Genomic DNA, 25285 nt, shown 5'->3' with positions numbered 1-25285 from the left:
TCGTGTGGAGCGCAATCAGGTCGCGTCGTGGAAAATCACCCCGAGCGTGTGCCGGTGACCCGACCGCAGGCGGCTCACGCCGTGTCGCAGATTCACCCGATACACGCCGCGCGTGCCCTGCACCGGCCGGTGATGAACCGCAAACACCACTGCGTCGCCCTTGCCGAGCGGCACGACTTCCGTGCGCGACTGCATCCGCGGACGCTGCTCCGTCATGACGAACTCGCCGCCCGTGAAATCCTTGCCTGGCTCCGAAAGCAGAATCGCGACCTGAAGCGGGAACACGTGTTCGCCGTATAGATCCTGATGCAGGCAGTTGTAGTCGTCCTTGGCGTATTGAAGCATCAGGGGCGTTGGACGCAGCTGGCCGGCGGCGTGACAGCGCTCGATAAATTCGCCGTGGGCGACCGGATAGCGGACATCGATATTCATCGCCTCGTTCCAGCGATTCGCCACCGGCGCGAGGCGCGGATAAAGCTCGGCGCGCAACGCCGCTACCAACTGCGGCAGCGGATACGCAAAGTACTTGTACTCACCACGACCGAAACCATGCCGCGCCATCACGACGCGGCTGCGGTACAGATCGTCGCGTGGATAGAGCGCTGTCAGCGCGTCGCATTCCTGCGCACTGAGCAGATTGCGCAGCATCGCGCAGCCATATCCGTTCAGTTCTTCTTCGACATCGAACCAGTCGATCGCGTCGACGCGCCGCGTAAACGAGCCGGTGACGGTGCTGGAGCCTGACTCCCGTGCGCCAGCGTGTTTCAGGTCGGGCTCGAACCCCAGTTCCAGTTCCAGTTCCAGTTCCAACTCCGGCGACTGCAGATCCTTCGCGACCGTATTCATGAACATTCTCCGTAAGGCGATTCATCGAACGATGACCGAGTGTAAGCACACGCCCAAGGCCACGCACTCCGACTCTTGCTCTCCAATTCCCGTATCGTTATGACCGAGCCGCTCCAATCCGCCGCGTGGGTGTCCGGAGCGTCTTAAGCAAAAGCGAAGGCCCGGTTCGAAAATGCAAACTTCGCGAAACCTGCCGCAAGGTTTATCGTAAGACCTATTTCGTCCAATCAGTGTGTTTGGAGACTTTGCCCATGTCTGCTTCCCTAGAGAAACTCGACGACTGGCTCAACAAGGAAGCGGTGACCGAAGACGACATCACCGCGTTTCCGCTGACGGCAATGGCTGCCACCCTGGACCGGGAAGAAAGTGGCGATACCGTGCCACCTCTCTGGCACTGGCTGTACTTTCTGCCGATCGCGCCGCTGTCCGAGGTCGGTCCGGACGGTCATCCGAAGCGTGGTGGCTTTCTGCCACCGGTGCCGTTGCCGCGCCGCATGTGGGCCGGTGGCCGCCTGACGTTTCATGCGCCGCTCAAAGTCGGCGAGCATGCGAAACGTACCTCGACCATCGCCAATATCGAAGACAAGACCGGCCGCTCGGGCCGTCTCGTGTTCGTGACGGTGCAGCACGCGATTGAGGTCGACGGTGAGCTGAGGCTCGAAGAAGAGCACGACATTGTCTATCGCGATGCGCCGCAAGAGGGTGCCCGACCACCGCAGGCGGCGCTCGCCCCCGAGGGCGAAACGTGGAGCCGTACGATCGATGCGGACGCCGTGATGTTGTTCCGCTACTCCGCGCTGACCTTCAACGGCCATCGCATCCATTACGACTACCCTTACGTGACCGAGGTGGAAGGCTATCCCGGGCTGATCGTACACGGGCCGTTGATCGCGACGTTGCTGGTTGATCTGGTGCGTCGTGAACAGCCGGACGCGGTGGTGCAAAGCTTTGCGTTCAAGGCGCTGCGGCCTACCTTCGCTGGCCAGGCTTTCACGGTATGCGGCAAACCTTCTGCCGACGGTAGGACCGTCGACCTGTGGGCCAAAGACCACGAAGGTTATCTAACTATGCGGGCTACGGCCGCGCTTGCTTGAACTCTGCGAGAGTTGTTTGCGCGAACTACGCGGCGGGATGGGTTCAGGAGATTTGAGGGGCAATCATGAGACCAATGAACTGTTCTTCGATAACCTTGACGGTCATTTCCCATGTCAATTCACAGCCCGGGTGACCGGCAACCCAGGCGGCAATCCCACCGGCGGCCCGCTATCCGGCAAACTGAACATCGCCATGGAACTGGGGCATTGAAATCCCCTCAGCACATCGCCCGTCAGTGGATTGGCGACACTGCCCGCACTCGCAATATCGAGCACGGCCTTGCGTCCGTCGAAATCGAACTCAACGCGTGTGCGGCCACGGGTCGCCGTATTGATCAGCGTCCCTTTGCTTAGCAGACGCAACAGCGCCCACGGGCCGTCGGTCGAAATCGTTGAGGTATCCGGACGAATGCGCGGGTTCGCTGTAACTTCCGCATGCGCACCGCCACGTGGCCCGGGCCACGTTATGGAGAACGGCCGGACGGGGCCATGCTGGTATTGCTCGCCCTGACCGTCGATATCGAGCACGAGTCCGGTGATCGTCGGGTCGAGTTCAGGGATGGTGATATCGGCTTTCCAGGCTAGTTTCTTCTGTCCTGGGTCTGTGAAAAACACATCCCTGATGGCCTTCGCACGCTCGAATGGCGCCAGACTCGGCCCCTGCACGGGCTCGGTTGCGCCTGGAAGCGTTTTGTAACGCTATCCGGCTCGCCGTGCTGTTCGCTCGGAGCCGGACAAGGCTGGCTGGCAGTGCTGGTTTCGCGGAAGGCATGTCTTTGCTGGCAAGCTGGCTCGACCTCTACCCCGACACGATCCATCCACAACTCGCGGTGGATGCGGATCGCGATGCTGCGTTAGAGATACGATCGAACGCACTCCAGGCGCTAACCGACGTCGATGGCCTGCTGTCGGATCTGCGGGAAATATCCCTCGTCAAATCGACCGCTACGCGCCTGCAGGTCCGGGACGTGGAACGCGCATTTGCCCGACCACGCCCGGCCGACGCGCTTTCGCAGGACTCGGTGCGACAGCAACTGGATTATTTGCGCGCGCAGACTCCCGCAGTATTGAGTGGATTCGATCAGGCGCTGGCGAGTTTCGATGGCATCGAGACATGGTCCGAACTGCATCTGCATTCATTTGCCCCGGATCTGTCCACGCTCGGTAACGTGCTGCGGCTGTTTGCGCGGCCAATTGAAGGCCTGGCCGCGCACGACGGCATTCTGGAAGACGCAGCCGCTTGTGTAACGCAGGTCGCCGATATGGGTGCGCCACTCGACGTTACAACTACCGTACAGGTTGCGACAACGCCGCATGCAGTCGAGCCGGGCCAGCCCATGCGGAGCGCCTGCACGTCCGCGACTGATCGACTGATGGCTCTGGAGAAAATGCGCGAGGCACGGCATTGGTTCGAAACCCACGAGCCCAGCAGCCCAATTCCGGTGCTGCTACGGCGCGCAGAGCAGTTCGTGGGCAAGCGCTACGCCGAGGTGGTGCAGGCAATCCCGCCGGAGCTGCTCGTGCAGTGGGATTCCGAGGCGTGAAGGTCGTTTGCGAATTTCCAATAAGAAACGACTGAACAAGCCATACCGCGCTGCCGGGGTGTCGGCAGCCGTGGCCCACGACACCGCCCGAAGCCACGCCATCTCTACGGCGCACCAAGCTCACAAGCCCATTCAGCCCGATCCGCCACTCAACCCCGGGGCAAATACCCTTGCCGCCACAAAATCCCGCGTGTATAGTTTCCGAACTTACTCTTGTTTCGCATCGGAAATTAAAGGGATTCTCATGGACGCTTCCACCATCCTCGCCGACCTCGGCATCGCCCACGCGGCGCAAGCCGGCGACATCGCGGTTCATTCGCCCATTACCGGCGAACTCATCGGCCGTGTGGCCAGCAATACGGTCGCGGAAGTCGACGCGGCCCTCGCCAATGCGAAAGAGGCGTACACCGCCTGGCGCAACGTTCCGGCGCCGCGCCGCGGCGAACTGGTGCGCCTGCTCGGCAACCGTCTGCGTGAAAAGAAGCACGCACTAGGCAGCATCATCACGCTCGAAACCGGCAAGATCCTGCAGGAAGGCTTGGGCGAAGTGCAGGAAATGATCGACATCTGCGACTTCGCGGTCGGTCTGTCGCGCCAGTTGTACGGTCTGACGATCGCCTCGGAACGCCCGGGCCATCGTATGGCGGAAACATGGCATCCCATGGGGACGTGCGTCGTCATTTCGGCGTTCAACTTCCCGGCTGCGGTGTGGTCGTGGAATGCGGCGCTGGCGCTGGTGTGCGGCAACGCAGTGATCTGGAAGCCGTCGGAAAAAACCCCGTTGACCGCGCTCGCCGTCAACCAGATTCTCAGCGAAGCGCTGAAGGAATTCGGCGACGCGCCGGCCGGCCTGACCGCACTGATCAACGGTGGCCGCGATGTCGGCGCGAAGCTGGTGGCGGACCCGCGTGCATCGATCGTCAGCGCGACGGGCAGTACGGAAATGGGCCGCACGGTCGGCGTTGAAGTGGCGAAGCGCTTCGGCCGCTCGCTGCTCGAACTCGGCGGCAACAACGCGGGCATCGTCGCGCAAACGGCAGATCACGAACTCGCGATGCGCGGCATTCTGTTCTCGGCAGTGGGTACGGCGGGGCAGCGTTGCACGTCGCTGCGGCGTCTGTTCGTGCACGAGAGCGTGTACGACAAGACCATCGAACGTCTGAAGCAGTTGTATAGCAAGGTGCCGATCGGCAATCCGCTCGAAAAGGGCACGCTGATGGGACCGCTGATCGACAAGCAATCGTACGCTCGCATGCAGGAAGCGCTGCAGCAGGCTACGGCCGAAGGTGGCAAGGTGTTCGGCGGCGAGCGCGTCGAGGTGAAGGGCCATGAAGGCGGTTACTACGTGCGTCCGGCGATCGTCGAAATGCCGTCGCAAACGGCAGTGGTGCTGAAAGAAACCTTCGCCCCGATTCTTTACGTGCTGCGCTATTCGGATTTCGCAGATGCGGTCGATGCAAACAATGCGGCGGTGCACGGTTTGTCGTCGTGCGTGTTCACGACCGATCTGCGCGAAGCTGAACGTTTCCTGTCCGACTCGGGCAGCGACTGCGGTATCGCTAACGTGAACATCGGACCGAGCGGTGCGGAAATCGGCGGCGCGTTCGGTGGCGAGAAGGAAACCGGCGGCGGTCGTGAGTCGGGTTCGGATGCGTGGAAGGCCTATATGCGCCGCGCGACCAATACGGTCAACTACTCGTCGGCGTTGCCGCTCGCGCAGGGCATCGACTTCAATATCGACTGATCCGGCCAGTAGCGATACAGCGATAGAGCAGTCGATCAGTAGAGCATTCAGCAGAAAGCAGCGGCGCATCCACGCGCCGCTGTTCACAACTTCTTTCAGCAATTCGTTTGCGCCGCCCGCCGTTTCAGAGCGGCCACGCTACTCGTGGAGTAAGACGTGAGTTCCAAAGTTGTGATCGTCGGCGGTGGGGTGATCGGCAGCTCGATTGCGTATTTTCTGCGGCTTAATGATCCGTCGGTCAGCGTCACGGTGATCGAACGCGATCCGACGTATGCGCGTTCGTCGTCGGCGTTATCGGCGGCATCCATTCGCCAGCAATTCTCTACACCGCTTTCCATTCAGATGTCGCTATTTGGCATCGAGTTTCTGCGCTCGATCGGCGAGCGGCTCGAAATCGACGGCTCGAAGCCCTCGATCGATCTGCACGAAGGCGGCTATCTGTTTCTCGCCACGCCCGCCGGTGAGGCGACGCTGCGTGAGAATCACGCGCTGCAAAAGCGTCTTGGCGCCGATATCAGTTTGCTCGATAAAGATGCGTTGCAAGCGCGCTTTCCCTGGCTCAATACCGACGACCTCGTTGCCGGCGCTTTCGGCGAAAGCGGTGAGGGCTGGTTCGATGGTTACGGCCTCGTGCAGGCGCTGCGCAAGAAAGCGCAGGCGCTCGGCGCGCGCTACATTGCCGCCGACGTGACCGCGCTGCATCGCGACGGCAAGCATGTCACGCAAGTGCGAACCGCGGATGGCGAGGTCTACGCCTGCGATTTCGTAGTGAATGCTGCGGGTGCCTGGTCGCGCAAAATCGCGCAGATGGCTGGAATCGATCTTCCGGTGTTCGCCCGACGCCGCAGCATTTTCAACGTCACGTCGCCCGCGCGGCTCGAACAGTGCCCTTTGCTGATCGATCCGAGCGGCGTGTATTTCCGGCCTGAGGGCAACTCGTTCATCTGCGGTACGTCGCCGTCAGCGGATAACGATCCCGACGATTTACCGCTCGACGAAGTCGATCACGCACTATTCGACGACGTGATCTGGCCGACACTCGCGCACCGCGTGCCGCAATTCGAGGCGCTGCGCGTGCAGAACTGCTGGTCCGGCTACTACGAATACAACGTGCTCGATCAGAACGCAATCATCGGCTATCACCCGGACGTCGATAACTGCATTTTTGCCAATGGCTTTAGCGGGCACGGTTTGCAGCAGGGCCCGGCAACCGGCCGCGGTGTCAGCGAATTGATCCTTCATGGCCGCTATACGACGCTTGATCTTGGTTCGCTGAGTTTCACTCGTGTGCTCGAAAACCGGCCGATCGTCGAGAAGAACGTGGTTTAGCTCGCGCGTTCGAGGTGATGCGGAAAACGCAATACGTAGTGCGTAGATATCGTTTGCCGCCCACCCGGACGATGGCCACAATCGACGCGAATCTTCCATCGATAAGATAAGCGGCCCGTCACCATGTTCAAGTTCAATCCTGCATTCGAAGCGCCGACCGGTTCGCCGATCCGCGAGCTGTTCAAGTATCTGGCGCAACCCGGCATGATTTCGTTTGCCGGCGGCTATCCGGCGAGCGATCTGTTCGATCGCGAGGGTTTGGATGCGGCCGCCGCGCGTGCGTCGCAGCAGCCCACGCTCTGTCTACAATATGGCCCGACTGACGGCATCGCCGTCCTCAAGGAACAACTCACCCATTTGATGACGCGGCGCGGTACGCCGTGCACGCCGCAGGAATTGCTCGTCACGACGGGTTCGCAGCAAGGCTTCGATCTGCTGTTGCGCGTGATGGTCGCGCCGGGCGACGTGGTGCTGGTCGAACAGCCTGCCTATCCGGCGACCTTGCAGGCATTGAAGCTGCAGGAGGTGGACGTGGTGACGGTGCCGGTCGATCAGGACGGACTCGATGTCGCCGCGCTTGCCGCGTTGCTCGAAGCGGGCACTTTAGCTCGCCCACCGAAGCTGCTCTACACCGTCCCGACCTTTGCCAATCCGACTGGCGCGACCTTGTCGCTCGAACGCCGCATGGCGTTGTTGAAGCTCGCGGCGCGTCACCATTTTCTGATCGTCGAAGACGATCCCTATGGCGATCTGCGTTTCAGCGGCGCGGCGCTGCCGTCGCTGCTCGCGTTGAGCGATCAGGTGCCCGGTTCGCGGGACTGGGTCGTGCATTTTTCGAGTCTGTCGAAGATCGTCGCGCCGGGATTGCGGGTCGGCTGGATGGTCGCGCACGCGGAAATTTTGCGCCGCTGTGTAGTTGCCAAGCAGACCGTCGACCTGTGCAGTTCACCGTGGACTCAGGCGATCGCCGCAGAATACCTCGCGAGTGGAGCGCTGGAGCGTCATCTGCCGAAGATCATCGACGCCTACGCCGTGAAGTGCCGCACGCTGTGCGACGCGCTCGATGAGCATCTGGGTGACGCCATCGCGTTTCATCGTCCTGCCGGCGGCATGTTCGTGTGGGCGCAATTGAAAGGTGGACAGAATGCGTCCGATACGCTGTGCGCCTGTATCGAGCGCAATGTCATGTTCGTGCCGGGCGTCGCGTTCTATAAAGACAATATTGATCTGACGGCACTGCGTCTGTCATTTGCAGCGCCCGGCGTCGCCGAAATCGAAACCGGTGTGCAGAGAATGAAGCAGGCGCTCGCACTGTTTTGATGACGGCTAACGCGGCTAACATAGTATTGGCGGTAAAGCGGTAAGGGCAATACCTGAAATAACCCGGTGAGCACGTAGTGCATAGCCGGGTTTTTTTATGCAAGTGCTAAATCACGGAGATTTGGGATAACCATCCCGATCCTGTAAAGCAGCATAAGACCGCGCCTGGCTTGACTATGCTCGCACGCTCTCCTATGCGCTGTTCAAGCCGGCAGCGGGCGTAGACATCCCCTTCTTTGTATTCCGCCGCCTTGCTCCGCCCTTTAACTCAAGCCGTTGCTTCAAACGAGCCCGCTTTCTAAAGATTTAATTTCGCCCGTTCAATATTTCCGTCAAACTCCTGAAACATGGCTGAATGTTAAATGGAGAGTGCCGCTGGTTTTGGACTAAAAATATCGGTTATCATCGCTGCCTTCGGCGAATGATTTCGGTGAGTTAATTCATCGGCCATCCACGTTAATACCGTCGCATCGAACCAGAAAAAATCAGATGAAGATGTCGCGAAAAAAGATTGCAATCCTGGTAGTCGGTCTTCTGGTCGTGGCCGGCGTCGTCATTCAGGCGGTGTGGCGTCCATTCGGGCACCGCAAAGCCGCCGGGACCAGCGAAATCGTGCTCGATATTCATCACCCGGATGCGGTGATCGACAGCGAAGCGCTTTCGCGTTTGCCGCGCGACATCTTGCGTGTGCCGCTGTTGCACGACGTGCTGACTCAAGACTTCGTCGACTATTACGAATCGAACGACACGCGCTTGTCCACGGAAGGCGCGCTGCGTCGTCTCGCGTTCGAACATCAACTAGACTGGCGTGATGAACTGATCCGCCGCGTATTCGACGAACCCGCGCATGTGCTGCTGTGGCGCTCGCCGGACGGCCGCCTCGGTTACTGGGTGATGTCGATGCACCGCAACGGTCTGGCGAAGCTGCTGCAAAGCTTCGGCAACGTCGCCGCAAGCGATTCGCAGTTGAGCCAGGTCGCCAAACTCTCCGGCGACGTACCGGTCTACGCGTTGAAGCTGGCAGTTGGCCGCACGATTCTGTTCGCCACGAAGGACGACCGGCTTGTCGTGATGTCCGCCCCCGGCGTGCTGCTCGACGCGAAAGGCAGCTTGCTGGGCGAGCGGGCCGACGCCGTGTCCGAGATGCTTTCTTCAGGCCGCGACGATGCGGCGCGCGCTTATCAGTTGGACGCGCCGGGCGATGCGCCGAAGGGGCACCGGCTGGTGGTGTCGGCCAATTATTTGTCGTTTGGTTATCAGGCGTTTTTCTCCGGTATCGACGCGCTGCGATTCGATTTTTCGCCGAACGGCAGTGCTGCGGCGAACTGGCAGACTTCCGCTTTGATCGAGCCGGGCAAGTTGCCGCAGGCCTGGAATAGTGCCGACTTGTGGCGCGCCTTGCCGGCCAATCCGGCTGCATGCACGAGCTTGCCGGCGGACTGGAAAGAAGCGTCGGGCTTGTTGGGCAAGGTGGCCGATGTGGGCGCGGATGGCGCTGCTGCGATCGGCGATCAGCTCACCGGTCCCGCGGCCGTCTGCTGGTATGCGAAGTCCACGCTGGTTGCGCCGGTGTTCGTCGCTCGCGTGAAGACGCAGGACGCGGCGAGCATCGCCGCGCTGCAGACCGCGCTCGGCAAGACCTTTGGCGACGTGATCGGCGCGTATGAGGCGAAGGCCGCCAAATCCGCTGATGCCGATTCGGGCTATCGTCGCTTGCCGGTCACGAAGCATGACCAGTGCGTCGGCGTTACCGTGTGGCAACGGCCGGTCAGCGCGCTCTCCGGTACGGCGCTGTCCAGCAAGGCGTCGTTTGCATCGCAACTGTCGGCGGAGCGCTATTTCCCGGTGACGCTCGCGCTGGCGCATGGTTATCTAATTTTCTCCCCTGATTCACGTCTAGTCGACGACACGCTCGCCGTGCTCGACAAGCGTTATCCGGCGCTGGCCGATACGCTCGCGCCGCAGCGTCTGCCACGCACGATTCTCACGCTGACACCTTCGTCCGCGGCTGCGTTGATCGAACGCGAAGCGGGCGCGGCGTTGCCGGCGGATCAGGAAGCGGTGTTCCGCAATGCGTCGCGCACCCATCTCGTGCCGAAGCTGCATGCGCTGGCACACTACCCGCCGGTTTCGTTGACGCTGCCGCAGAGCTTGCCGGGGTCGACGGGTTGGGTCCCGGTGGAGTGGTGGTTCGATCGCGCGAAGGCGGGTGCGGATTCCGGCGCCACCGCGGGAGTAGCAGACTCGCCTGCAGATCAGCCCGGCACCGAGGGCGACTAAGTGCGCCGCCTTCACGTCCCCGACGTGGCATTCGCGACGAGTGCGTGCACGTCACGCCGCATCTGGCTCGCGCGCGCTGCGTCAGCGCTCGTCATGGCCAGCCTCGCGCCGTACGCGAACGCGCTCACCAGCACAACCGCGTCGCCCGACCCCGACGCGCTCTCGCCGCAGCAATCCGCTGCATTTCGCGCGTGGTTCGTGCGCATCGTCGACCAGCAAATGCGCCGCGGTCCGACGCCGCGCTGGACGCAACGCGATTGCGCAGGCCTCGTGCGCTTTGCCGTCGGCGAAACGCTCAAGCCACACGACACCAAATGGTTGCGCGCGAACGGCATGACCAGTCTCGCGGACACCAGCAGCATGCCGCCCGAGTTGCAGTTGTCCGCGTCGCAACGCGGAATCGCAAATCGCTGGACGCGGCTCGACGGTTCCACCGGCGCGTATGCGTCGGCGATCGCACTGATTCAACGCAATAGCCGTTTTGTTTCGAAGGACGTGAACCAGGCGCTGCCTGGCGACCTGTTGTTCTTCGACCAGGGCGACGACCAGCATCTGATGATCTGGCTGGATCGCTACATCGCTTATCACACAGGCACCGTTACGCCGACCGATACCGGTCTGCGCGCCGTGGCCGTCTCCGACCTGATGCAATGGAAAGATTCCCGCTGGCAGCCGCTCGACGGCAATCCGAATTTCGTTGGCGTGTTTCGTTTGGACTTTCTCACACCATGACCCGAATGAACTCCGTCACTGCGTCGCGCGCCTGGCTCGGCAACCTGAAACGTCGCGCGGGCTTTACCGTGGTCGCGCTCTTCGCGGCCCTGACGCTCGCCATCGCACCAACGGCCTATGCCGACGACGCCGCCTCGAGCGGCGCCGCCGATACCAACATCGCCGCGAACCCGACGCTGCAAACAACGCCATCGAGTAACTTCGCGTCGCAGAAGGTCGACGGCCAGCCGTTCTTCCTGCTCTCGGATGCGAGCTTCGGCAGCGATCAGTTGGCGCAGGTGCGTCTCGAAGCGCCCGGCCGTGAGTTCAAGGATGCGCTGCAAGCGTACGGCGGTGCGGACATCGTCGTGTATCGCGTGCCGAAGCCGTCGGATTTTTTGAAGGCGCAGAAGAATCTGCATCGCCTGAACGTCGCGCCGAATTATCAGGGCGAAGGGCTGGCAAATACGCTGGCCTATCTGTGGGACCGCTGGTTCACCGAAGCGCGCCGCGCCTGGCAACGTGTGCTGTCGTTCGCGACGCGAAGCAAGGCAACCGAAGCCGAGCCACAATTCAAGCTCGGCGAGCAGACCGGCAAACAGACGCAATTCCAGCGGAACTCGCAGTTCGCGCCGCTGAAGGGCTATGACATGGTCGCGCGCTTTCGCTATCCGATCTGGGACGCGAAGGTGATCGAGCCGCCGAAGGGTGTGAATCTCGAAGGCAGCAGCAGTAACTTCATCGAAGCGAGTTCGGGCAACGTGATGATTCCGGTGGGCAAGCTGCCGCCGGGGCTGTATATCGTCGAGGCGGTGATCGGCAACTATCGCGCGCATACCTTGCTGTTCGTATCGGACACGGTTGCGGTTGTGAAAGCGGCATCGAGTGGCATGCTGGTGTGGACCACCCGGCGCGATAACGGCAAGCCGGTGGCGAATACCGACGTGAACTGGACCGACGGCGTAGGTGTGCTGCAAAGCGGCGCCACCGGCAGCGACGGCGCACTGGTGCTGCAACACGTGAGCCCTGAGCGCAGTTACGTGCTCGGCACCGATCCGCAAGGCGGCGTATTCGTTTCGGAGAATTTCTACTACGACAGCGAGATCTACAACACCAAGATCTACGCGGTGACCGATCGTCCGATGTACCGGCCGGGCGACGCAGTGCATGTGAAGTTCATCGGCCGCACGTTCCAGAACGCGACGCAATCCACCGCGCCTGCAGAAGCCGATATCAAGCTCGACGTGCTCGATCCGAACGGCGCACCGGTGGCGACCAGCAAGGTGCATTTTGCTTCCGATACGGGCGCGGACGCGTCCTTCACGTTGCCCGCCGATGCTACCGCCGGTGGCTATACGCTGCGCTTCGATTACAACGGCGATGTATACGGCAGCGCATTTCGCGTCGCCGAATATGTGAAGCCGCATTTCGACGTCAACCTGTCGATGGATAAAACCGACTATGCGACGGGCGAGCAACTGAAGGGCAAGATCCAGTTGCGCTATCCGGATGGCAAGCCGGTCCGCGACAGCAAGGTTTCGGTTACGCTGCGCGCGCAGAAAGTGACGATCGTCGATGGTGAACTCCGCTACGCAGGGCTGTTTCCGGTCAAGCTGGAACAGCAGGAACTCACGACCGATAGCGACGGCAACGCGAGTCTCACGCTGCCCGCTGCAAAAGAACCGAGCCGTTATGCGTTGACTCTGTTCGCGCAGGACGGCGCGGCCTACAAGGTGCGTGTGACACGTGAGGTGCTGATCGCGCGCGGCGCGACGCCTTATCGCTTGTCAACGGCCAAGTCGTTTTCGCAGCCGAAGGAAGCGGTCAATTTCGATCTGCAGGCGCTCGGCACGATCGATCCGTCTTCGCGTGCGCCGGCCAAGTGGGAATGGACGCGCCTTGAATCGCAGACACACGGAGAAGGCGCAATCAAAGGCGCAACGGCAGGCGGCAAGCTGTCGTTCCCTGTGCAATTCGACGAACCGGGTTCGTACATGCTGTCGGTCAAGGACGACACCGGCAATCTGCTCGCCGCCGCGAGCCATTGGGTGGCGGGCGATGGCCTGAAGGCGATTCCGGGCAGCGTCGAGATCGTGTTCGATCGCGACAGGTACAAGATCGGCGATACCGCCGAAGCGCTGATCACGTTCCCGATGCCGGTCGGCGATGCCCTTCTGACGCTGGAGCGCGACAACGTCGAACATCGCGCATTGCTGACAGCAGGCGGCGACTGGCTGCAGTTGCAACGCGTGGCGCCGTCGCAATGGAAGGCGCGCATCAAGGTCGGCGAAGCATTCGCGCCGAACATGACGTTCTCGGTGCTGTACGTGCATGCCGGCGAATACGTGTTCCAGAATGCGGGCATCGTGGTCGCGCAGCCGCAGATCGAACTGAACGTGAAGAGCGACAAGCCGGTGTATGGTCCCGGCGATACGGTCACGCTCAGCTTCGACAGCACGCTGAACGGCAAGCCGGAAGCGGCGAATCTGACGGTCAGCGTGGTCGATGAAATGGTCTACGTGCTGCAGCCGGAAATCGCACCGAATATCGTCGACTTTTTCTATCATCCGCGTCGCAACAATGTGCGGACGTCGTCGAGCCTGTCGTTCATTACGTACGACCTTGCGCGCTCGCCGTTGAAGGGCGCGCCGGGCGGTCCGCAACGCGCCAACTACAACGAGCGCGGTGTGAAGGTGCTCGAACGGCCGCGTCGTGACGATCAGGACACGGCCGCGTGGGAAGGTACGCTGAAGACCGACGCGAATGGCCACGCCACCATGACCTTCAAGATGCCGGACTCGCTGGCCCGCTGGCGCGTCACCGTGCGCGCGGCGGCGCCGGACGGCATGGTCGGACAACGTACCGCGTATGTGCGTTCGGACAAGGCGCTGTATCTCAAGTGGAGTGGGCCTTCGCATTTCCGCGTCAACGATCAGCCGGCCATCGACATGATCGCCTTCAATCAGACCGACGCGGATATGGACGCCGAGTGGGTGGTCGACGGCGGCGGTCTCTCGTTGAACCAGAAGGTCACGCTCAAGCGCGGCGCGAACTACCTGCGTTTGCCGACCGGTGCGTTGAAGGCGGGTGTGATCAACGCGAGCTTGCGTCGGGCGGGTAAGGATGTGGATCGCTTGCAGACCACCATCCGGCTCGATGCGAGCGGCTGGCTCGATCTGCATCAGAACACAGTGGCGCTCGACGGCTCGAGCAAGCCGCTCAATCTGCCGCAAGATGCGCAGGACGTCAGCGTGCGTTTCATCGGCAGTGCCGCGAGCCAATTTGCACGTGTCGCCGACGATCTGATCAACTATCCGTACGGATGCGCCGAACAAACGTCGAGCCGCCTGATTCCTTTGGCGCTTGCGCACGACGCCATCGGTCATGGCGATAACGCCAGTTCGACGCAGGGGCTCGAAGCGTTGCTGCGTAATCAGCGCCAACGTCTGGCGATGCTGGCCGGTGTCGGTGGCACGTTCGGCTGGTGGGGCGATACGACCGGTGGCAGTTCGCTGATCACCGCCTACGCGTATTACGCGGACTGGCTCGCGAGCCGCAGCCTCGGCATTACGCTGCCCACCGACAACTGGCAGCATGCGATGGACGTCTATCGCGATGCCGGTGCGAAAGAGCCGCTGCTGCATCGCGCGTTGGCGCTGTGGTTCATGCAACAAATGGGCCTGCCGGTCGCAACGCCGGTGTCGGGTGTTGCGGCGGACTTGCAAAGCGATGCAACGGCCGCGGCCAATGCTTCGACCCCGGCGCGCAACGGCACGTATGGCGCGTCGGACAGCATCGTGTTCGCGCAAGCCGATTCGCCGCGTGGCAAGCAGATGGCGACGCTGCTGGTCACCAACATGGCGCGTAGCACGAGTGCTCAACTGCCGGACGGCTTCGATGCGGCGGCGAGTGCTGCGCGCACGGCATTGGCCAACGATCCCGCACCGCTCGTGCAAAGCCTGCTTTACATGACAGGTGGCGACGGCGGCGCGGCGATCGATGCATCGGCCTTGCTCGCGAAGAGCAGCGCCGACTACCCGACGCTCGATCGTGCGTTGACGTTGCTGTGGGTGCGTAAAGCGCTCGGTGGCGACGCGGCGCCGGCTTCGCTGCCGTCGTTACAAGGCGCGGGTTGGACGCGCGCTGCGACCCCGACTGGCACGCCGCTGTGGAAGTGGACCGGCGCTGCATTGCCGGCCACGCTCGATGCAGGCGGCGCGCGCACCGACGTGAACGCGCTGGTTTCGTTCCGCAGTCATACGAGCGAGGACAGCCGACTGAACATCACCGTCGAACGTCGTTTCTACAAGCTGGAGCCGCTCGAAGTGAAGGTCGATCCGAAGAAGGCGGGTGGCGCCGAGAGCCAACTGGGTCGCTCGGCATTTACTGCGCGCCTGGTTAAGCAGGGCGATGCGATCGACAGCAATGCGCTGTACGTCGACGAAGTCACGCTCACACCGCGCTCCGGCAATGCGTACCACTACGGTCTGCTCGACGTGCCGCTGTCGCCGGGCGGCGATGTGGAGGCGACAAGCTGGGGCGTGTCGATTGACGGGTTGCCGGGCGAGAAGGAAGGGGTAAGCGGTCCGCAGCCGTTTGCGCGTGCCGCTTCGTATGAGATGGGCGAGCTGGCCTATCACCAGCCGGTGCCTTTGCTCGATCGTCCAGTGAGGCTGCGGCAACTGGTGCGCTTTGCATTGCCGGGCACGTTCGCGTTGCCGCCTGCGCGCTACTTCCGCATGTATCAGCCGGACGCCAAGGCGTTCGAAGGCGGCAAGAGCGATCGCATGACGACTCTGCGTATTCAGTAAGCGAGACCGCTATGTTCTCCGCTCTTCGGCACTCGCGCGATCGTCTGGCAGCTACGCTGCGGATTGCGCTCGCCGTGGGAGTGGGGTGTGTTTTGAGTGGCGCGGGTGTGGCAGCGACTGCGGCGATGGCATTGTCGACTGCGTCACTAGCTGCGGTGGCAAGCTCGGCGCCGAACGCGTCGTCAAGGTCGGCGACGAGCTCATCGCTAAATGTGCCGTCAACGTCGTCGCCAAGCTCATTGCCAGGATCGGCGTCAACCATATCGCCAACCTCGCCGTCAGCCGCACCACCGGTAAACATGCTGCGCTTCGCCTGGTTGCGCGACGGTCAATCGCTGCTTTGGCAATTCAACGCCGGCGGCGGCGCGGACGGCCTCGTGCCGCAGTCGGCGAGTCCGTTGCCGGCGACGCTGGAAACGCCGCTCGGCAGCGTGTGGAAGCTGTTCGTCTACGGTTATCTGGTCGATCGCAATATCGCTACGCCGGATTACACTTGCAGCGGCGGCGATCCTGAAGAAGTGTATTGCTGCATGACGGGCGGTCACATCGACCGCGAACATGCGCTGGTGCAATCATGCGGACGCTTTTTCGAGCCCGCACGCCTGCAACTCGATCCCGCCGATTGGCGCAAGTATTGGACTGCCGCGCATGCACCCGTCTGGCTGCGCGACCTTCACGCGATGACGCCGACGCACCGCGTGCCCGTGACAGACTTGCTCGCGGCCTTGCAGGCGATGCCGGCCAAGCCGCGCGAAGCGGCGGCGAGCACGCTGGTGTCGGTGCTGACCAGCGGCCGCGGCGAAGGCACCGTGTCGCTATACGGCAGCCTGCTGCGCGCCAAAACCTGGACGATGCCGGATCCGGCGCGGCCTGGCGCCTCGATCGGCGGTGCAGCAGGTTGGCTCGCTGATGGCACGCCAGTGTGGCTCGGTGGCGCCGGCGGCAGTGCGCGCGTGCTGGCGGCCGCCGCGCCGCGCATCGCGCCGTTGCTCACACAAGTCACCGTACCGGACGACAACGCGTGCGTGCTGGTCGACTTCTTCAGCCGCTATCCGATTCGCCAGGTGCTCGGCGACAAAGGTCCGGCTGCGGTACCGGACGGCCCATTGCGTGGCGAGTTTCGGATCGGCTTCGTCAACGGCAACTGGGCACGTGTGGAAAGTCGAGGCGAACTGCGCCTCGATCGCGACGCTTCAGGCGCACCGCAAGTGGTCGGCCGCTTCGGTATGAACGACTACGTCGCGCGGGTAGTCGAGCGGGAGGGCGACACGAGCCAACCGGAAGCAGCCAAGGCGTTGGCGGTGGCGGCGCGCTCCTACGTCGTGCAGCATGGCAACCACGATCACGGCTGTTTCCGTATCGATGACAGCAGCAGCACGCAGCGTGTCCTGCCGCGCGTGCCGACCGCCGCCGCGCGTCGTGCCGCGGATCTGACCGACGCGCTGGTGCTCACCGGCGTGCCGGTTCAGTATCACCACGACAAGGCCGCGCCCGCTCAGATGAGCTGGCTCGCCGCGAAAGCGTCCGCGCAAACCGGCCTCACGTTCGACACCATTCTCTCGCGCACGTGGCCGCAGGCGACCTTGACGTCGTTCGAGAGCCCGTTGTCCGGCGATTGCATCCAGGTGGCCGGCGCGCAGCAATGGCTGCAGCGCAACGCGCCGTTGTGGGCGCGGCGCATGGACGGCGCGGCGGGCTACGAGACGCCCGATCTGCCGGCCGTGTGCGCGGTGCGCGAAGGTCGGCCGTATGCGGATGCGCAGCGCAATCGCGTGTACGTGTATCACCTGCAGACCGAAGAAGACCGTATCGCGCTGGCGCATGAATATATTCACCTCGCGTTCCAGCATCATCCGCGTGGTCTCGATGAAGAATTCGTCGAACGTACCGCGCGCACGCTGATTCGTACCGACAATCCGATCCAATGAACGACGTCTCGCGCTCGCTTTCTGCCGTGGTCCGTGCGCTTCCTGTGATGCGCTGCGTCCGAATTCCTGCGGCCGTTGCCTTGACGCGTCTTATGCAGGGCGTTCGAGTTCGCGTTCGCGTGGCAGTTACCTTGGCACCTCTTGCGCGCGGTGTTCGAGTCAACATGGCAATTGCTGTGGCCTCGGCTGTGCTGGCGGCGAGTATGGCGACGAATGTCCAAGCCGCCGGCGCAGACGGCAATGGCGGGGCGCTCGCCGACCTCACCGGCGCGTTCGGCGGCTGGCGTCACAGCGGGCTGACGAACGAAGGCGAGCACTTCGTCGCGGCGTATCCCCGGCCGCCGGTCGACCGTGGCGCGCAACGCTATCGCACGTTGATCGAGGGGCGCCTGAAGCACATCGACAAACACGCGCGCAAGCCGCCCACACTGGTCGTCAACGGCAATCCAACGCCGCTCTATACCGACGACGAAGGCGCTTTCGCGCGCCCGTGGGCTTTCGGCGCGGGCTCGAACAGCATCGAGTTGATTTCCGCCGACGGCAAGCAGCGCCAGCGCATGCAGTTTTACGAAGCCGACCGCAGCAAGCCGCAGGCGAAGCTGCGCGCGATCGTCACATGGGACGATCCGAAAGCGCAGGTGGATCTGCACGTGATTACGCCGGACGGTCTGCACGCGTTCTTCGCCAATCCCACGCTCGAAGACGGCAGCGGATTCGATGTCGATTCGGTGGACGGTGCGGGGCCGGGAATATTTTCGTCGGCGGCACCCGAGCACGGGACGTGGCTGTTCTTTCTGAACTACTGGGGCAACTTCGATTCGACCGGCTACAACTTCGACGCCGCCGCGCACGAGCGCGACGTGATTACCGCGACGTTGACGCTGGTGTTCAATGAAAACACGCCGAACGAGCGGCGTGAAACGATGGTCGTGCCGCTGCGTAAGATCGGCGACCTGCAGCTCGTGAAAAGCGAGCGACTCTGACAGCGGGATGGGAGCAGTGACGATGAAGGTCAAGACGACGGGGTGGGTGAAGGCTGGCTGGATGATGCTCGTCGTCGCCTGTTTGCAGGCTGCGACGGTGGCGCACGCGAGCGATATCGACTTCGGCGCGCCGTTGAACGGCTGGCGCAACACCAGCGGTGACAGCGAGCGCTATACGCAGGACGTGCACTATCCGGCGGTGTCGGTATCGACACCGGAAGGGCAGTCGAAGTTCGCGTTGATCGAAGGGCAGATCCGCAACACGCCGAAGAAGAAAAGCACCACGGTGGGCACGCTGGTGGTCGACGGCACGCCGTTGCCGCAGCGGGTGGAGGAAGACGGCAAGTTTTCGCGGCCTTACGCGTTTCCGTCCGGCAGCAACAGCGTGGAACTGCGGGCGCCGGATGGCTCGCGCAAGCGCGTGCAGTTTTACGACGCCTACAGCGGCAAGACGCAACCCAAGTTGCGCGTGGTGCTCGCATGGGACACCGATGGCACCGATCTGGACTTGCACGTGGTGTCGCCGGACGGGGTGCACACCTGGTATGGCGATCGCGTTGCGCCGAACGGCGGCGCACTCGACGTGGATGTGACTACCGGCTACGGGCCGGAGATTTACTCGTCGGCGGCGCCCTTGAAGGGCACGTATCTGGTCTATGTGAATTACTACGGTAACGGGAACAGCGGCAGCGATATGACCGTCGCGCAGGTGACGATCATCACGAACGAGAACACGCCGAACGAGAAGAGCGAAACCATTCGGGTGCCGATGCGTAAGCCGGGCGAGCTGACGCTCGTGAAAACATTCGTGATGCCGTAAAACAGTTGCTCTCTTGCGGGCCAGATTTCAAATTTTCACGCTGTCGTAGTCAGTTTTGCGAAGGAAAGACCACCCGCCCGACGTGCATATGCGCTTATGCGCACGCGGGCCTCAAAAACGTATATTTGCCAGCCGGGGGAAGAAAAAATGAACTCACTCGACCAGAAGCAGCCGCTGTTGAGCTACGACGGCAAGGTTGGAGAGCTGTACGGGATATTCATCAAGAATCTGTTGCTGCAGATCATCACGCTTGGCATTTATCGTTTTTGGGCCACCACGAATACCCGCCGATATATCTGGTCGCGCATGCGTTTTCAAGGTGAGCGATTTGAGTACACCGGAACGGGCGGCGAACTGTTCAAAGGTTTTCTACTGGCGATTGCGATTATCTTTGGCGCGATTGTCGGTGCTGGCATTCTTAGCGCGATTCTGCGCGCCATCACAGGGAGCGCTGCACTGGCTCTCGTGCCGATCATTGTGCTCTACATCGTGATCGCGGTGATCGCAGCAGGGGCGTATTTCAGCGCGCAGCGTTACCGCTTGAGCCGCACCCAATGGTGTGGGATTCGCGGAGGCATGACCGGCTCGTCGTGGGTCTACGGCGCGTACGCATTGCTGTATGGCCTGCTGTGCATCGTCACGCTTGGACAGATGGTGCCGTGGGTGTCCATGCGCCTTGCGGAGCGACGCATCAACGCGAGCAGTTTCGGCAGCCTGCCGTTTCATTTTGAAGGCCGCGCGCGTGCGCTGTATGGCGCGTTCGTCGGCACGTTTTTGGGCGTCGTCGCGCTGTTCGTCGTGCTCGGGGCAGTTTTCCTCAAGAGCATCATGGCGTTGCTGCCCATCGGGCATGCACCGCTGAAGGCCCATGATCCTGCCGCGTTCGCCGCATTCGGCTCGATATTTCTGTTCTACGTGCTGTTCATCGTCGGTGCGTTGCTGATCCAGTGCTTCTATCTGGCGTTGGTGACGCGCCATGTCATGGGCAATACGACGCTTGGCACGCAACTGCGCTTCGGCAGCAGCATTACCGCCGGGCGTCTGCTCGGAATGATGCTGGGCAATCTGGCGATCATCGTCTTTACGCTGGGTCTGGGTTTCCCGATCGTGCTGCATCGTGTGATGCGCTTCGCAGCCGATACGCTGCAGGTGTCCGGTCAACTCGACCCGCAGACGCTCGGTCAAAGCGATCAGCCGCCGCCGCGCACGGGCGAAGGCATGCTGAACCTGCTCGATCATGGCGGCGCGTTCTGACGCGGTTGTGGAGCCTTCAGTGCCGACCGGCACACGCTATTACGATGGCCATACCGCCGCGCCTCACGTGGCAACGCTGCGCTGGAGCGAGGCGTTTCTGTCGATTGACGGTGTTGAGGGCGAGCTGGCGGCTTGGCCGCGTGCGCGGCTGATCGTCAGCGAGCCCGACCCGGAAGGCAGGGTCGCGTTGGCGTGCAAGGGCGAACCGGGCCGCGTGTTGACCGATGCCTTTGCACTACCTGTGCAGATGACGGCGCCACGCAGGCAGCGTTGGCATTATCTGGGCTGGGTCACGATCGGCGTGGCGGCACTGGCGCTTGCGTTCGTACTCGTCGTGCGACTGCCTGCGGCTGGCGCGGCGCTTGTGCCACGCAGCGCGGAAAACCGGCTTGGCGAGGTGGTGGAGTCGGTCGTGGTCGGTAAGCATCGGGTGTGCCGAGGCGACGACGGACAACGTGCGCTCGAACAACTCGAAGCGCGCCTCGCTCACGCGGCGGGGATCGCGCAGCCGGTACGCGTGGTGGTCATCGACAGCAAGACGGTCAATGCACTTACGCTACCTGGAGCACGCATGATCGTCATGCGCGGCCTGTTCCAGCATGTCGACAATCCCGATCAACTGGCCGGCGTGATGGCGCACGAGACGGGACATATCGCGCGGCGCGATCCGTTGACCGCTTTGTTTCGCAGCGCCGGTATCACTCTGATCAGCACAACCTTGGGTATCCATCTGGGTTTCGCAGACGTTTCTTCGCTGGCGGGGCGATTAGTGGGTTTGTCGTATAGCCGTGACATGGAACGTCTCGCCGATGCGAACGGCGTTGCCTATCTGCAAGCGAGTGGATTGCGCAGCGATGGGCTCGCAGCATTTTTTGCGTTGACCGAGAAGCGTAGCGGCAGTGCCAGCGGTGCGATTGAATTTCTGTCAGATCATCCGCGTACGCTCGACCGGGAAAAGCGGAGTCAGGGATCGCCAGTCGGCGAAAGTGCGTTGACGGCGCAGCAATGGGCAGCGGTTCGCGCAATGTGCGGGAAGCCGTGAGCCGTTCGACCTGTCGGAAGCGTAGATGTGAAAACCAATGTACTCAACGAGTTGGGTGACTCTTGCTCAGGATATCCACAGGCTTCTGAACAGTTTCTGTGGACAAATCGAACTATGGAATCCGTTCTGTAGAACCGCGTGTTGCGCAGTCGTCGTATGCGTTTCTGGCAGGCTCTTCGAGTGATCGGCGTGTGATGGCGCAATGCCATCCGATGGAGCTTACCGCTTCTTTCCGGCGCTCAAGTATTGGCTTGCTGCCGTCGATAGGTCCTGTAAGCGGTCGTGCGTCGAACCGCCGTGTGCGAGCGTAATGGGTCTGTTTGCATTGCCACAGCGAACCGGAGGCGGCGCATGCGTTGGGCGAAATAAACGGAGGTTGCCATGCAAATCGACAGTGCGCTGTCGTCGACACTGCCGGAATCGGATCGCGCGATGACGAAGAGCCGGTCCGCAACGGACGACACGGCCACGCAGACGGTTGCGTCAAATACATCCGGGCAGGACGACGCCGTCCATATCTCCGCCGAAGGCGCAGCGACGGCGGCGCAAGAGGGCAATACGGTTCAGGACGGTGCGGTAAGCGATTCAGCGGGAGAGGGCGCATCGACAACCGACGTCTCGGCGGTCAAGTTGTTCGCGTACGGTACGCTGGGTCTCGAACGCCCGGATCAGCCTCATGAAGAGCGTAATGCGTTCTACACGGCTGGGCGTTGGCTGGCCGCGGGAATCACCATTGGCGCATTGGCGGGATCATCTCGTTGCTTGCTTGAAATGGGAGAGGGAGATGCGCTTGTCGTGCATGACGCACGACAAGCGCAACGACCGGCTTGGCTTAGCGGTCGAGGAACGACTTCAGGCGATCTGCACGGCTCGGATGCATCAGCTTACGCATGGCCTTGCTTTCGATTTGACGGATCCGCTCACGCGTGACGTCGAACTGCTTGCCGACTTCTTCGAGCGTGTGGTCCGACTTCGTGTTGATGCCGTAACGCATACGCAGCACCTTCGCTTCGCGCGGCGACAGTGAGTCGAGCGCGTCGTCGATGGCGGCGCGCAAGTCGGCCTGCATTGCTGCGTCGGCCGGCGAGGAAGCTGCCGAATCTTCGATCATGTCGCCGAGCGTGGCGTCGCCGTCGTCACCGACCGGCGTTTCCATCGACACCGGCTGCTTGGCGATCTTCAGAATGCCGCGCACCTTCTCTTCCGACAGTTCCATGCGTTCTGCCAGCACCGACGGATGGGCTTCCTGACCGGTCTGCTGCAGGATCTCGCGCGAAATGCGGTTGAGTTTGTTGATCGTTTCGATCATGTGCACCGGCACGCGAATCGTGCGCGCCTGGTCGGCGAGCGAGCGCGTCACGGCCTGACGAACCCACCACGTTGCATACGTCGAAAACTTCCAGCCGCGGCGGTATTCGAACTTGTCCACCGCCTTCATCAGACCGATGTTGCCTTCCTGGATCAGGTCGAGGAACAGCATGCCGCGGTTGACGTACTTCTTCGCGATCGAGATCACGAGACGCAGATTCGCCTCGATCATCTCGCTCTTGGCCTTGCGCATCTTCGACTCGGCCGCGACCATCTGACGATTGATCTCTTTCAGATGCTTGAGCGGCAGCGAAACGGTTGCTTCGATGTCGATCAGCTTCTGCTGTTCCGACTGGATTGCCGGCAGATGGCGCTCGAGCGCCGCGCCGAACGTCGACGCGCCGCGCGCGGCACGCTCGGTCCAGCCCAGATCGGCTTCATGACCCGAAAACGATTCGATGAACTGCTCGCGCGGCATGCCGCTCTTCGTCACGACGATTTGCAGAATGCGGCGTTCGATCGCACGAACTTGCGCGACTTGGTGCTGCACGTCGCCGCACAGGCGGTCGATGGTGCGTGCCGTGAAGCGGATCTTGGCGAGGTGCTGCTGAATCTCTTCGCGGGCGCGCAGGTAAGCCTTCGAGCTGACGTCGCCGCGCGTGTGCGAGGCGTTCTGCTGGTCGGACAGAATGCCGACTTGCGCGAAGATTTCCAGGCAATCGCTGGTGAGTTGCTTCAGGCGTGCTTCGTCCGCTGCCGAGGAGTCGGCCGGACCGGCATCGTCGTCGTCTTCGCTATCGCTGTCGTCATCGTCGGTCGCGTCGGCGTCAACGTCTGCTGCGGCGTCCGCGCTCGCGCTGGCGTCTTCCGCCGCAACCGTATCTTCATTCAGACCGTCGACCAGTTCGTCGATACGCAGTTCGCCGTCCGCGACCTGTTGGGCGCTGGCCAGAATGGCGGAGATCGCGAGCGGGCAAGCGGCAATCGCCTGCACCATTTCGTGAAGACCGTCTTCAATGCGCTTCGCAATCGCGATTTCGCCGGCGCGGGTCAGCAGCTCAGTTGCGCCCATTTCGCGCATGTACATGCGCACGGGATCGGTCGTGCGGCCGAACTCGGAATCGACGGTCGACAACGCGACTTCGGTTTCCTCGTCGGCCTGATCGTCCGACACTACGGCGGGGGCGTTCGAGTTGAGCAGCAGGGTTTCCGCATCCGGAGCCTGCTCGTAGACCTGCACGCCCATGTCGTTGAAGGCGCTGACGATGCTGTCGATCGCCGCCGTCTGCGCGAAGTTGTCGGGCAGGTGGTCGTTGATCTGCGCGTGGGTCAGGTAGCCTTGCTCCTTACCCAGCTGGATCAGCGCACGCATCTGGCGCTGGCGTTCTTCAGCTTGTTGCGGCGGCAGTTCAGCCGCTACGGGGATCGCTTTGCCTGCGCCTTTGCCCTTGGCCGTACGGCCAGCGGGCGCCTTGGCGGTGTATCCGGCAGTTTCGTGTTGCGAATCTTCGCGATCAAAAGGGTTCACGTATTCTCCTCTAGAGGCTTCGCTATGAGACGCAAGACGCTACCGTCAGGCGTTTCGAGCATGGCTCAACATCACCTGAGTGACTCAACGCGGTTGTTTGGCTGTGCTCTGGGGAGCAAAAAAGATGAGCCCGCGCGAAGCGGGCCGATAGAAATGTGCGAAATTCGCGCGGCTCGCATTATATACGAGCTTGCGCCTTCGCGCGCATTATGAGCACACCAATTTGTCATGCGCTCTTGTCGCAGGGTCCCTTCATCGCCTGTCATCCGTAAGTTCAGGTGGGGGCAGAAGGCAGCACTTCAACTGCTCGTCGTGCGCGTATGCAGGCTCTTCACTATAGGCTATGTCGGCCACTCCCGCACGACCGGATGACTTTCCGTCGATCTTGCTACATATAGTGGGGCGCATGTTTCGGCGTCAAATCGCACTTGGTCAAAAGAAAATTCACAAAAGGGGGTTGACGACCTGCCGGTCGTTCTTCATAATCTCGTTTCTCTGCTGCTGATGCAGCGACGCAGAACGAAGCGGTGCCGGGTGGTTGTGATGTTGACGACGACGGCGCTGGTCCGTTAGTGAGTGCGTAATCGATCTTTAAAAATTAACAGCCGATAAGTGTGGGCGCTTGATGCGCGACGCGGCGGTGGATCCTTCGGGGTCTGCCGGAAGCGAAAGTATCAAGTCTCACACGAGTATTAAAGGAAGGTTTTCCTGTCGGGGTGGATTCACGCCGGCAGGTTAATCAT

At 62.0% G+C, this 25285-nt stretch carries 15 protein-coding genes and 1 pseudogene; 13 read left to right on the top strand and 3 right to left on the bottom strand.

Features of this window, described 5'->3' with window-relative positions; all coding sequences use genetic code 11:
- Positions 1 to 15: 15 nt before the first annotated feature.
- Positions 16 to 846: a 2OG-Fe(II) oxygenase gene (locus tag M0D64_RS00080; RefSeq protein WP_266256218.1), complete on the bottom strand. Its 831-nt coding sequence runs from the start codon at positions 844 to 846 to the stop codon at positions 16 to 18.
- A 251-nt stretch (positions 847 to 1097) separates the two neighbouring features.
- On the opposite strand from M0D64_RS00080, the gene M0D64_RS00075 reads away from it, so the two are divergent.
- Positions 1098 to 1940 carry a MaoC family dehydratase N-terminal domain-containing protein gene (locus M0D64_RS00075; protein WP_266256217.1) on the top strand — a complete coding sequence of 281 codons (843 nt, stop codon included), beginning with the start codon at positions 1098 to 1100 and terminating at the stop codon, positions 1938 to 1940.
- 114 nt (positions 1941 to 2054) lie between these two features.
- On the opposite strand, the pseudogene M0D64_RS00070 reads toward M0D64_RS00075, so the two are convergent.
- Positions 2055 to 2639 (bottom strand): annotated as a pseudogene (locus M0D64_RS00070) (type VI secretion IcmF C-terminal domain-containing protein); the annotation flags it as partial.
- Between M0D64_RS00070 and M0D64_RS00065 the strand changes: the two are divergent.
- The 12 genes from M0D64_RS00065 (at position 2582) to M0D64_RS00010 (ending at position 21706) form a co-directional block, all read left to right on the top strand.
- On the top strand, positions 2582 to 3484 hold the full coding sequence (locus M0D64_RS00065; RefSeq protein ID WP_266256216.1) for an ImpA family type VI secretion system protein: 903 nt from the start codon (positions 2582 to 2584) through the stop codon (positions 3482 to 3484). The pseudogene M0D64_RS00070 and the gene M0D64_RS00065 sit on opposite strands and share 58 nt — an antisense overlap.
- A 244-nt stretch (positions 3485 to 3728) precedes the next feature.
- Positions 3729 to 5228, top strand: a complete 1500-nt coding sequence (locus tag M0D64_RS00060) for an aldehyde dehydrogenase family protein (protein WP_200654023.1) — start codon at positions 3729 to 3731, stop codon at positions 5226 to 5228.
- Positions 5229 to 5384: 156 nt separating this feature from the next.
- The gene (locus tag M0D64_RS00055; protein ID WP_266256215.1) at positions 5385 to 6557 is read left to right on the top strand and encodes an FAD-binding oxidoreductase; all 1173 of its coding nucleotides are present in this window, start codon (positions 5385 to 5387) and stop codon (positions 6555 to 6557) included.
- A 123-nt stretch (positions 6558 to 6680) separates the two neighbouring features.
- Positions 6681 to 7877, top strand: coding sequence for a PLP-dependent aminotransferase family protein (locus tag M0D64_RS00050; protein WP_266256214.1), 1197 nt, complete (start codon positions 6681 to 6683; stop codon positions 7875 to 7877).
- Between the two features lie 489 nt (positions 7878 to 8366).
- Positions 8367 to 10157, top strand: coding sequence for a DUF2138 domain-containing protein (locus tag M0D64_RS00045; RefSeq protein ID WP_266256213.1), 1791 nt, complete (start codon positions 8367 to 8369; stop codon positions 10155 to 10157).
- Positions 10158 to 10250: 93 nt separating this feature from the next.
- Positions 10251 to 10889 (top strand): DUF1175 domain-containing protein, encoded by a 639-nt coding sequence (locus tag M0D64_RS00040; RefSeq protein ID WP_266256477.1) that lies wholly within the window; start codon positions 10251 to 10253, stop codon positions 10887 to 10889.
- Positions 10886 to 15679 carry an alpha-2-macroglobulin gene (locus tag M0D64_RS00035; protein ID WP_266256212.1) on the top strand — a complete coding sequence of 1598 codons (4794 nt, stop codon included), beginning with the start codon at positions 10886 to 10888 and terminating at the stop codon, positions 15677 to 15679. Before M0D64_RS00040 ends, M0D64_RS00035 begins: the two co-directional genes overlap by 4 nt.
- A gap of 299 nt (positions 15680 to 15978) precedes the next feature.
- The gene (locus tag M0D64_RS00030; RefSeq protein WP_266256211.1) at positions 15979 to 17607 is read left to right on the top strand and encodes a DUF2300 domain-containing protein; all 1629 of its coding nucleotides are present in this window, start codon (positions 15979 to 15981) and stop codon (positions 17605 to 17607) included.
- A 203-nt stretch (positions 17608 to 17810) separates the two neighbouring features.
- Positions 17811 to 18590, top strand: a complete 780-nt coding sequence (locus M0D64_RS00025) for a YfaP family protein (protein WP_054040212.1) — start codon at positions 17811 to 17813, stop codon at positions 18588 to 18590.
- Positions 18591 to 18612: 22 nt separating this feature from the next.
- Entirely contained in the window at positions 18613 to 19410 is a 798-nt protein-coding gene (locus M0D64_RS00020; RefSeq protein ID WP_266256210.1) for a YfaP family protein, read from the top strand.
- Positions 19411 to 19557: 147 nt separating this feature from the next.
- Complete coding sequence (locus M0D64_RS00015) at positions 19558 to 20664, top strand: YjgN family protein (RefSeq protein ID WP_266256209.1); 1107 nt, start codon at positions 19558 to 19560, stop codon at positions 20662 to 20664.
- A 19-nt stretch (positions 20665 to 20683) separates the two neighbouring features.
- Positions 20684 to 21706, top strand: coding sequence for a M48 family metallopeptidase (locus tag M0D64_RS00010; protein WP_266256208.1), 1023 nt, complete (start codon positions 20684 to 20686; stop codon positions 21704 to 21706).
- Between the two features lie 832 nt (positions 21707 to 22538).
- Here the strand turns inward: M0D64_RS00010 and rpoD are convergent.
- Entirely contained in the window at positions 22539 to 24542 is a 2004-nt protein-coding gene (rpoD, locus tag M0D64_RS00005; RefSeq protein ID WP_175049914.1) for an RNA polymerase sigma factor RpoD, read from the bottom strand.
- Positions 24543 to 25285 lie beyond the last annotated feature (743 nt).

Source organism: Paraburkholderia sp. WS6, assembly GCF_030464835.1.
Classification (GTDB): Bacteria; Pseudomonadota; Gammaproteobacteria; order Burkholderiales; family Burkholderiaceae; genus Paraburkholderia; species Paraburkholderia madseniana.
The sequence above is the reverse complement of the archived record's forward strand: the minus strand, read 5'-3'. Positions and strand labels throughout refer to the sequence as shown.

Coding starts and splice junctions, on each gene's coding strand:
- M0D64_RS00080 (WP_266256218.1), bottom strand. CDS start 846: ATGAATACGGTCGCGAAGGATCTGCAGTCGCCGGAGTTGGAACTGGAA.
- M0D64_RS00075 (WP_266256217.1), top strand. CDS start 1,098: ATGTCTGCTTCCCTAGAGAAACTCGACGACTGGCTCAACAAGGAAGCG.
- M0D64_RS00065 (WP_266256216.1), top strand. CDS start 2,582: ATGGCGCCAGACTCGGCCCCTGCACGGGCTCGGTTGCGCCTGGAAGCG.
- M0D64_RS00060 (WP_200654023.1), top strand. CDS start 3,729: ATGGACGCTTCCACCATCCTCGCCGACCTCGGCATCGCCCACGCGGCG.
- M0D64_RS00050 (WP_266256214.1), top strand. CDS start 6,681: ATGTTCAAGTTCAATCCTGCATTCGAAGCGCCGACCGGTTCGCCGATC.
- M0D64_RS00045 (WP_266256213.1), top strand. CDS start 8,367: ATGAAGATGTCGCGAAAAAAGATTGCAATCCTGGTAGTCGGTCTTCTG.
- M0D64_RS00040 (WP_266256477.1), top strand. CDS start 10,251: ATGGCCAGCCTCGCGCCGTACGCGAACGCGCTCACCAGCACAACCGCG.
- M0D64_RS00035 (WP_266256212.1), top strand. CDS start 10,886: ATGACCCGAATGAACTCCGTCACTGCGTCGCGCGCCTGGCTCGGCAAC.
- M0D64_RS00030 (WP_266256211.1), top strand. CDS start 15,979: ATGCTGCGCTTCGCCTGGTTGCGCGACGGTCAATCGCTGCTTTGGCAA.
- M0D64_RS00025 (WP_054040212.1), top strand. CDS start 17,811: ATGGCGACGAATGTCCAAGCCGCCGGCGCAGACGGCAATGGCGGGGCG.
- M0D64_RS00020 (WP_266256210.1), top strand. CDS start 18,613: ATGAAGGTCAAGACGACGGGGTGGGTGAAGGCTGGCTGGATGATGCTC.
- M0D64_RS00015 (WP_266256209.1), top strand. CDS start 19,558: ATGAACTCACTCGACCAGAAGCAGCCGCTGTTGAGCTACGACGGCAAG.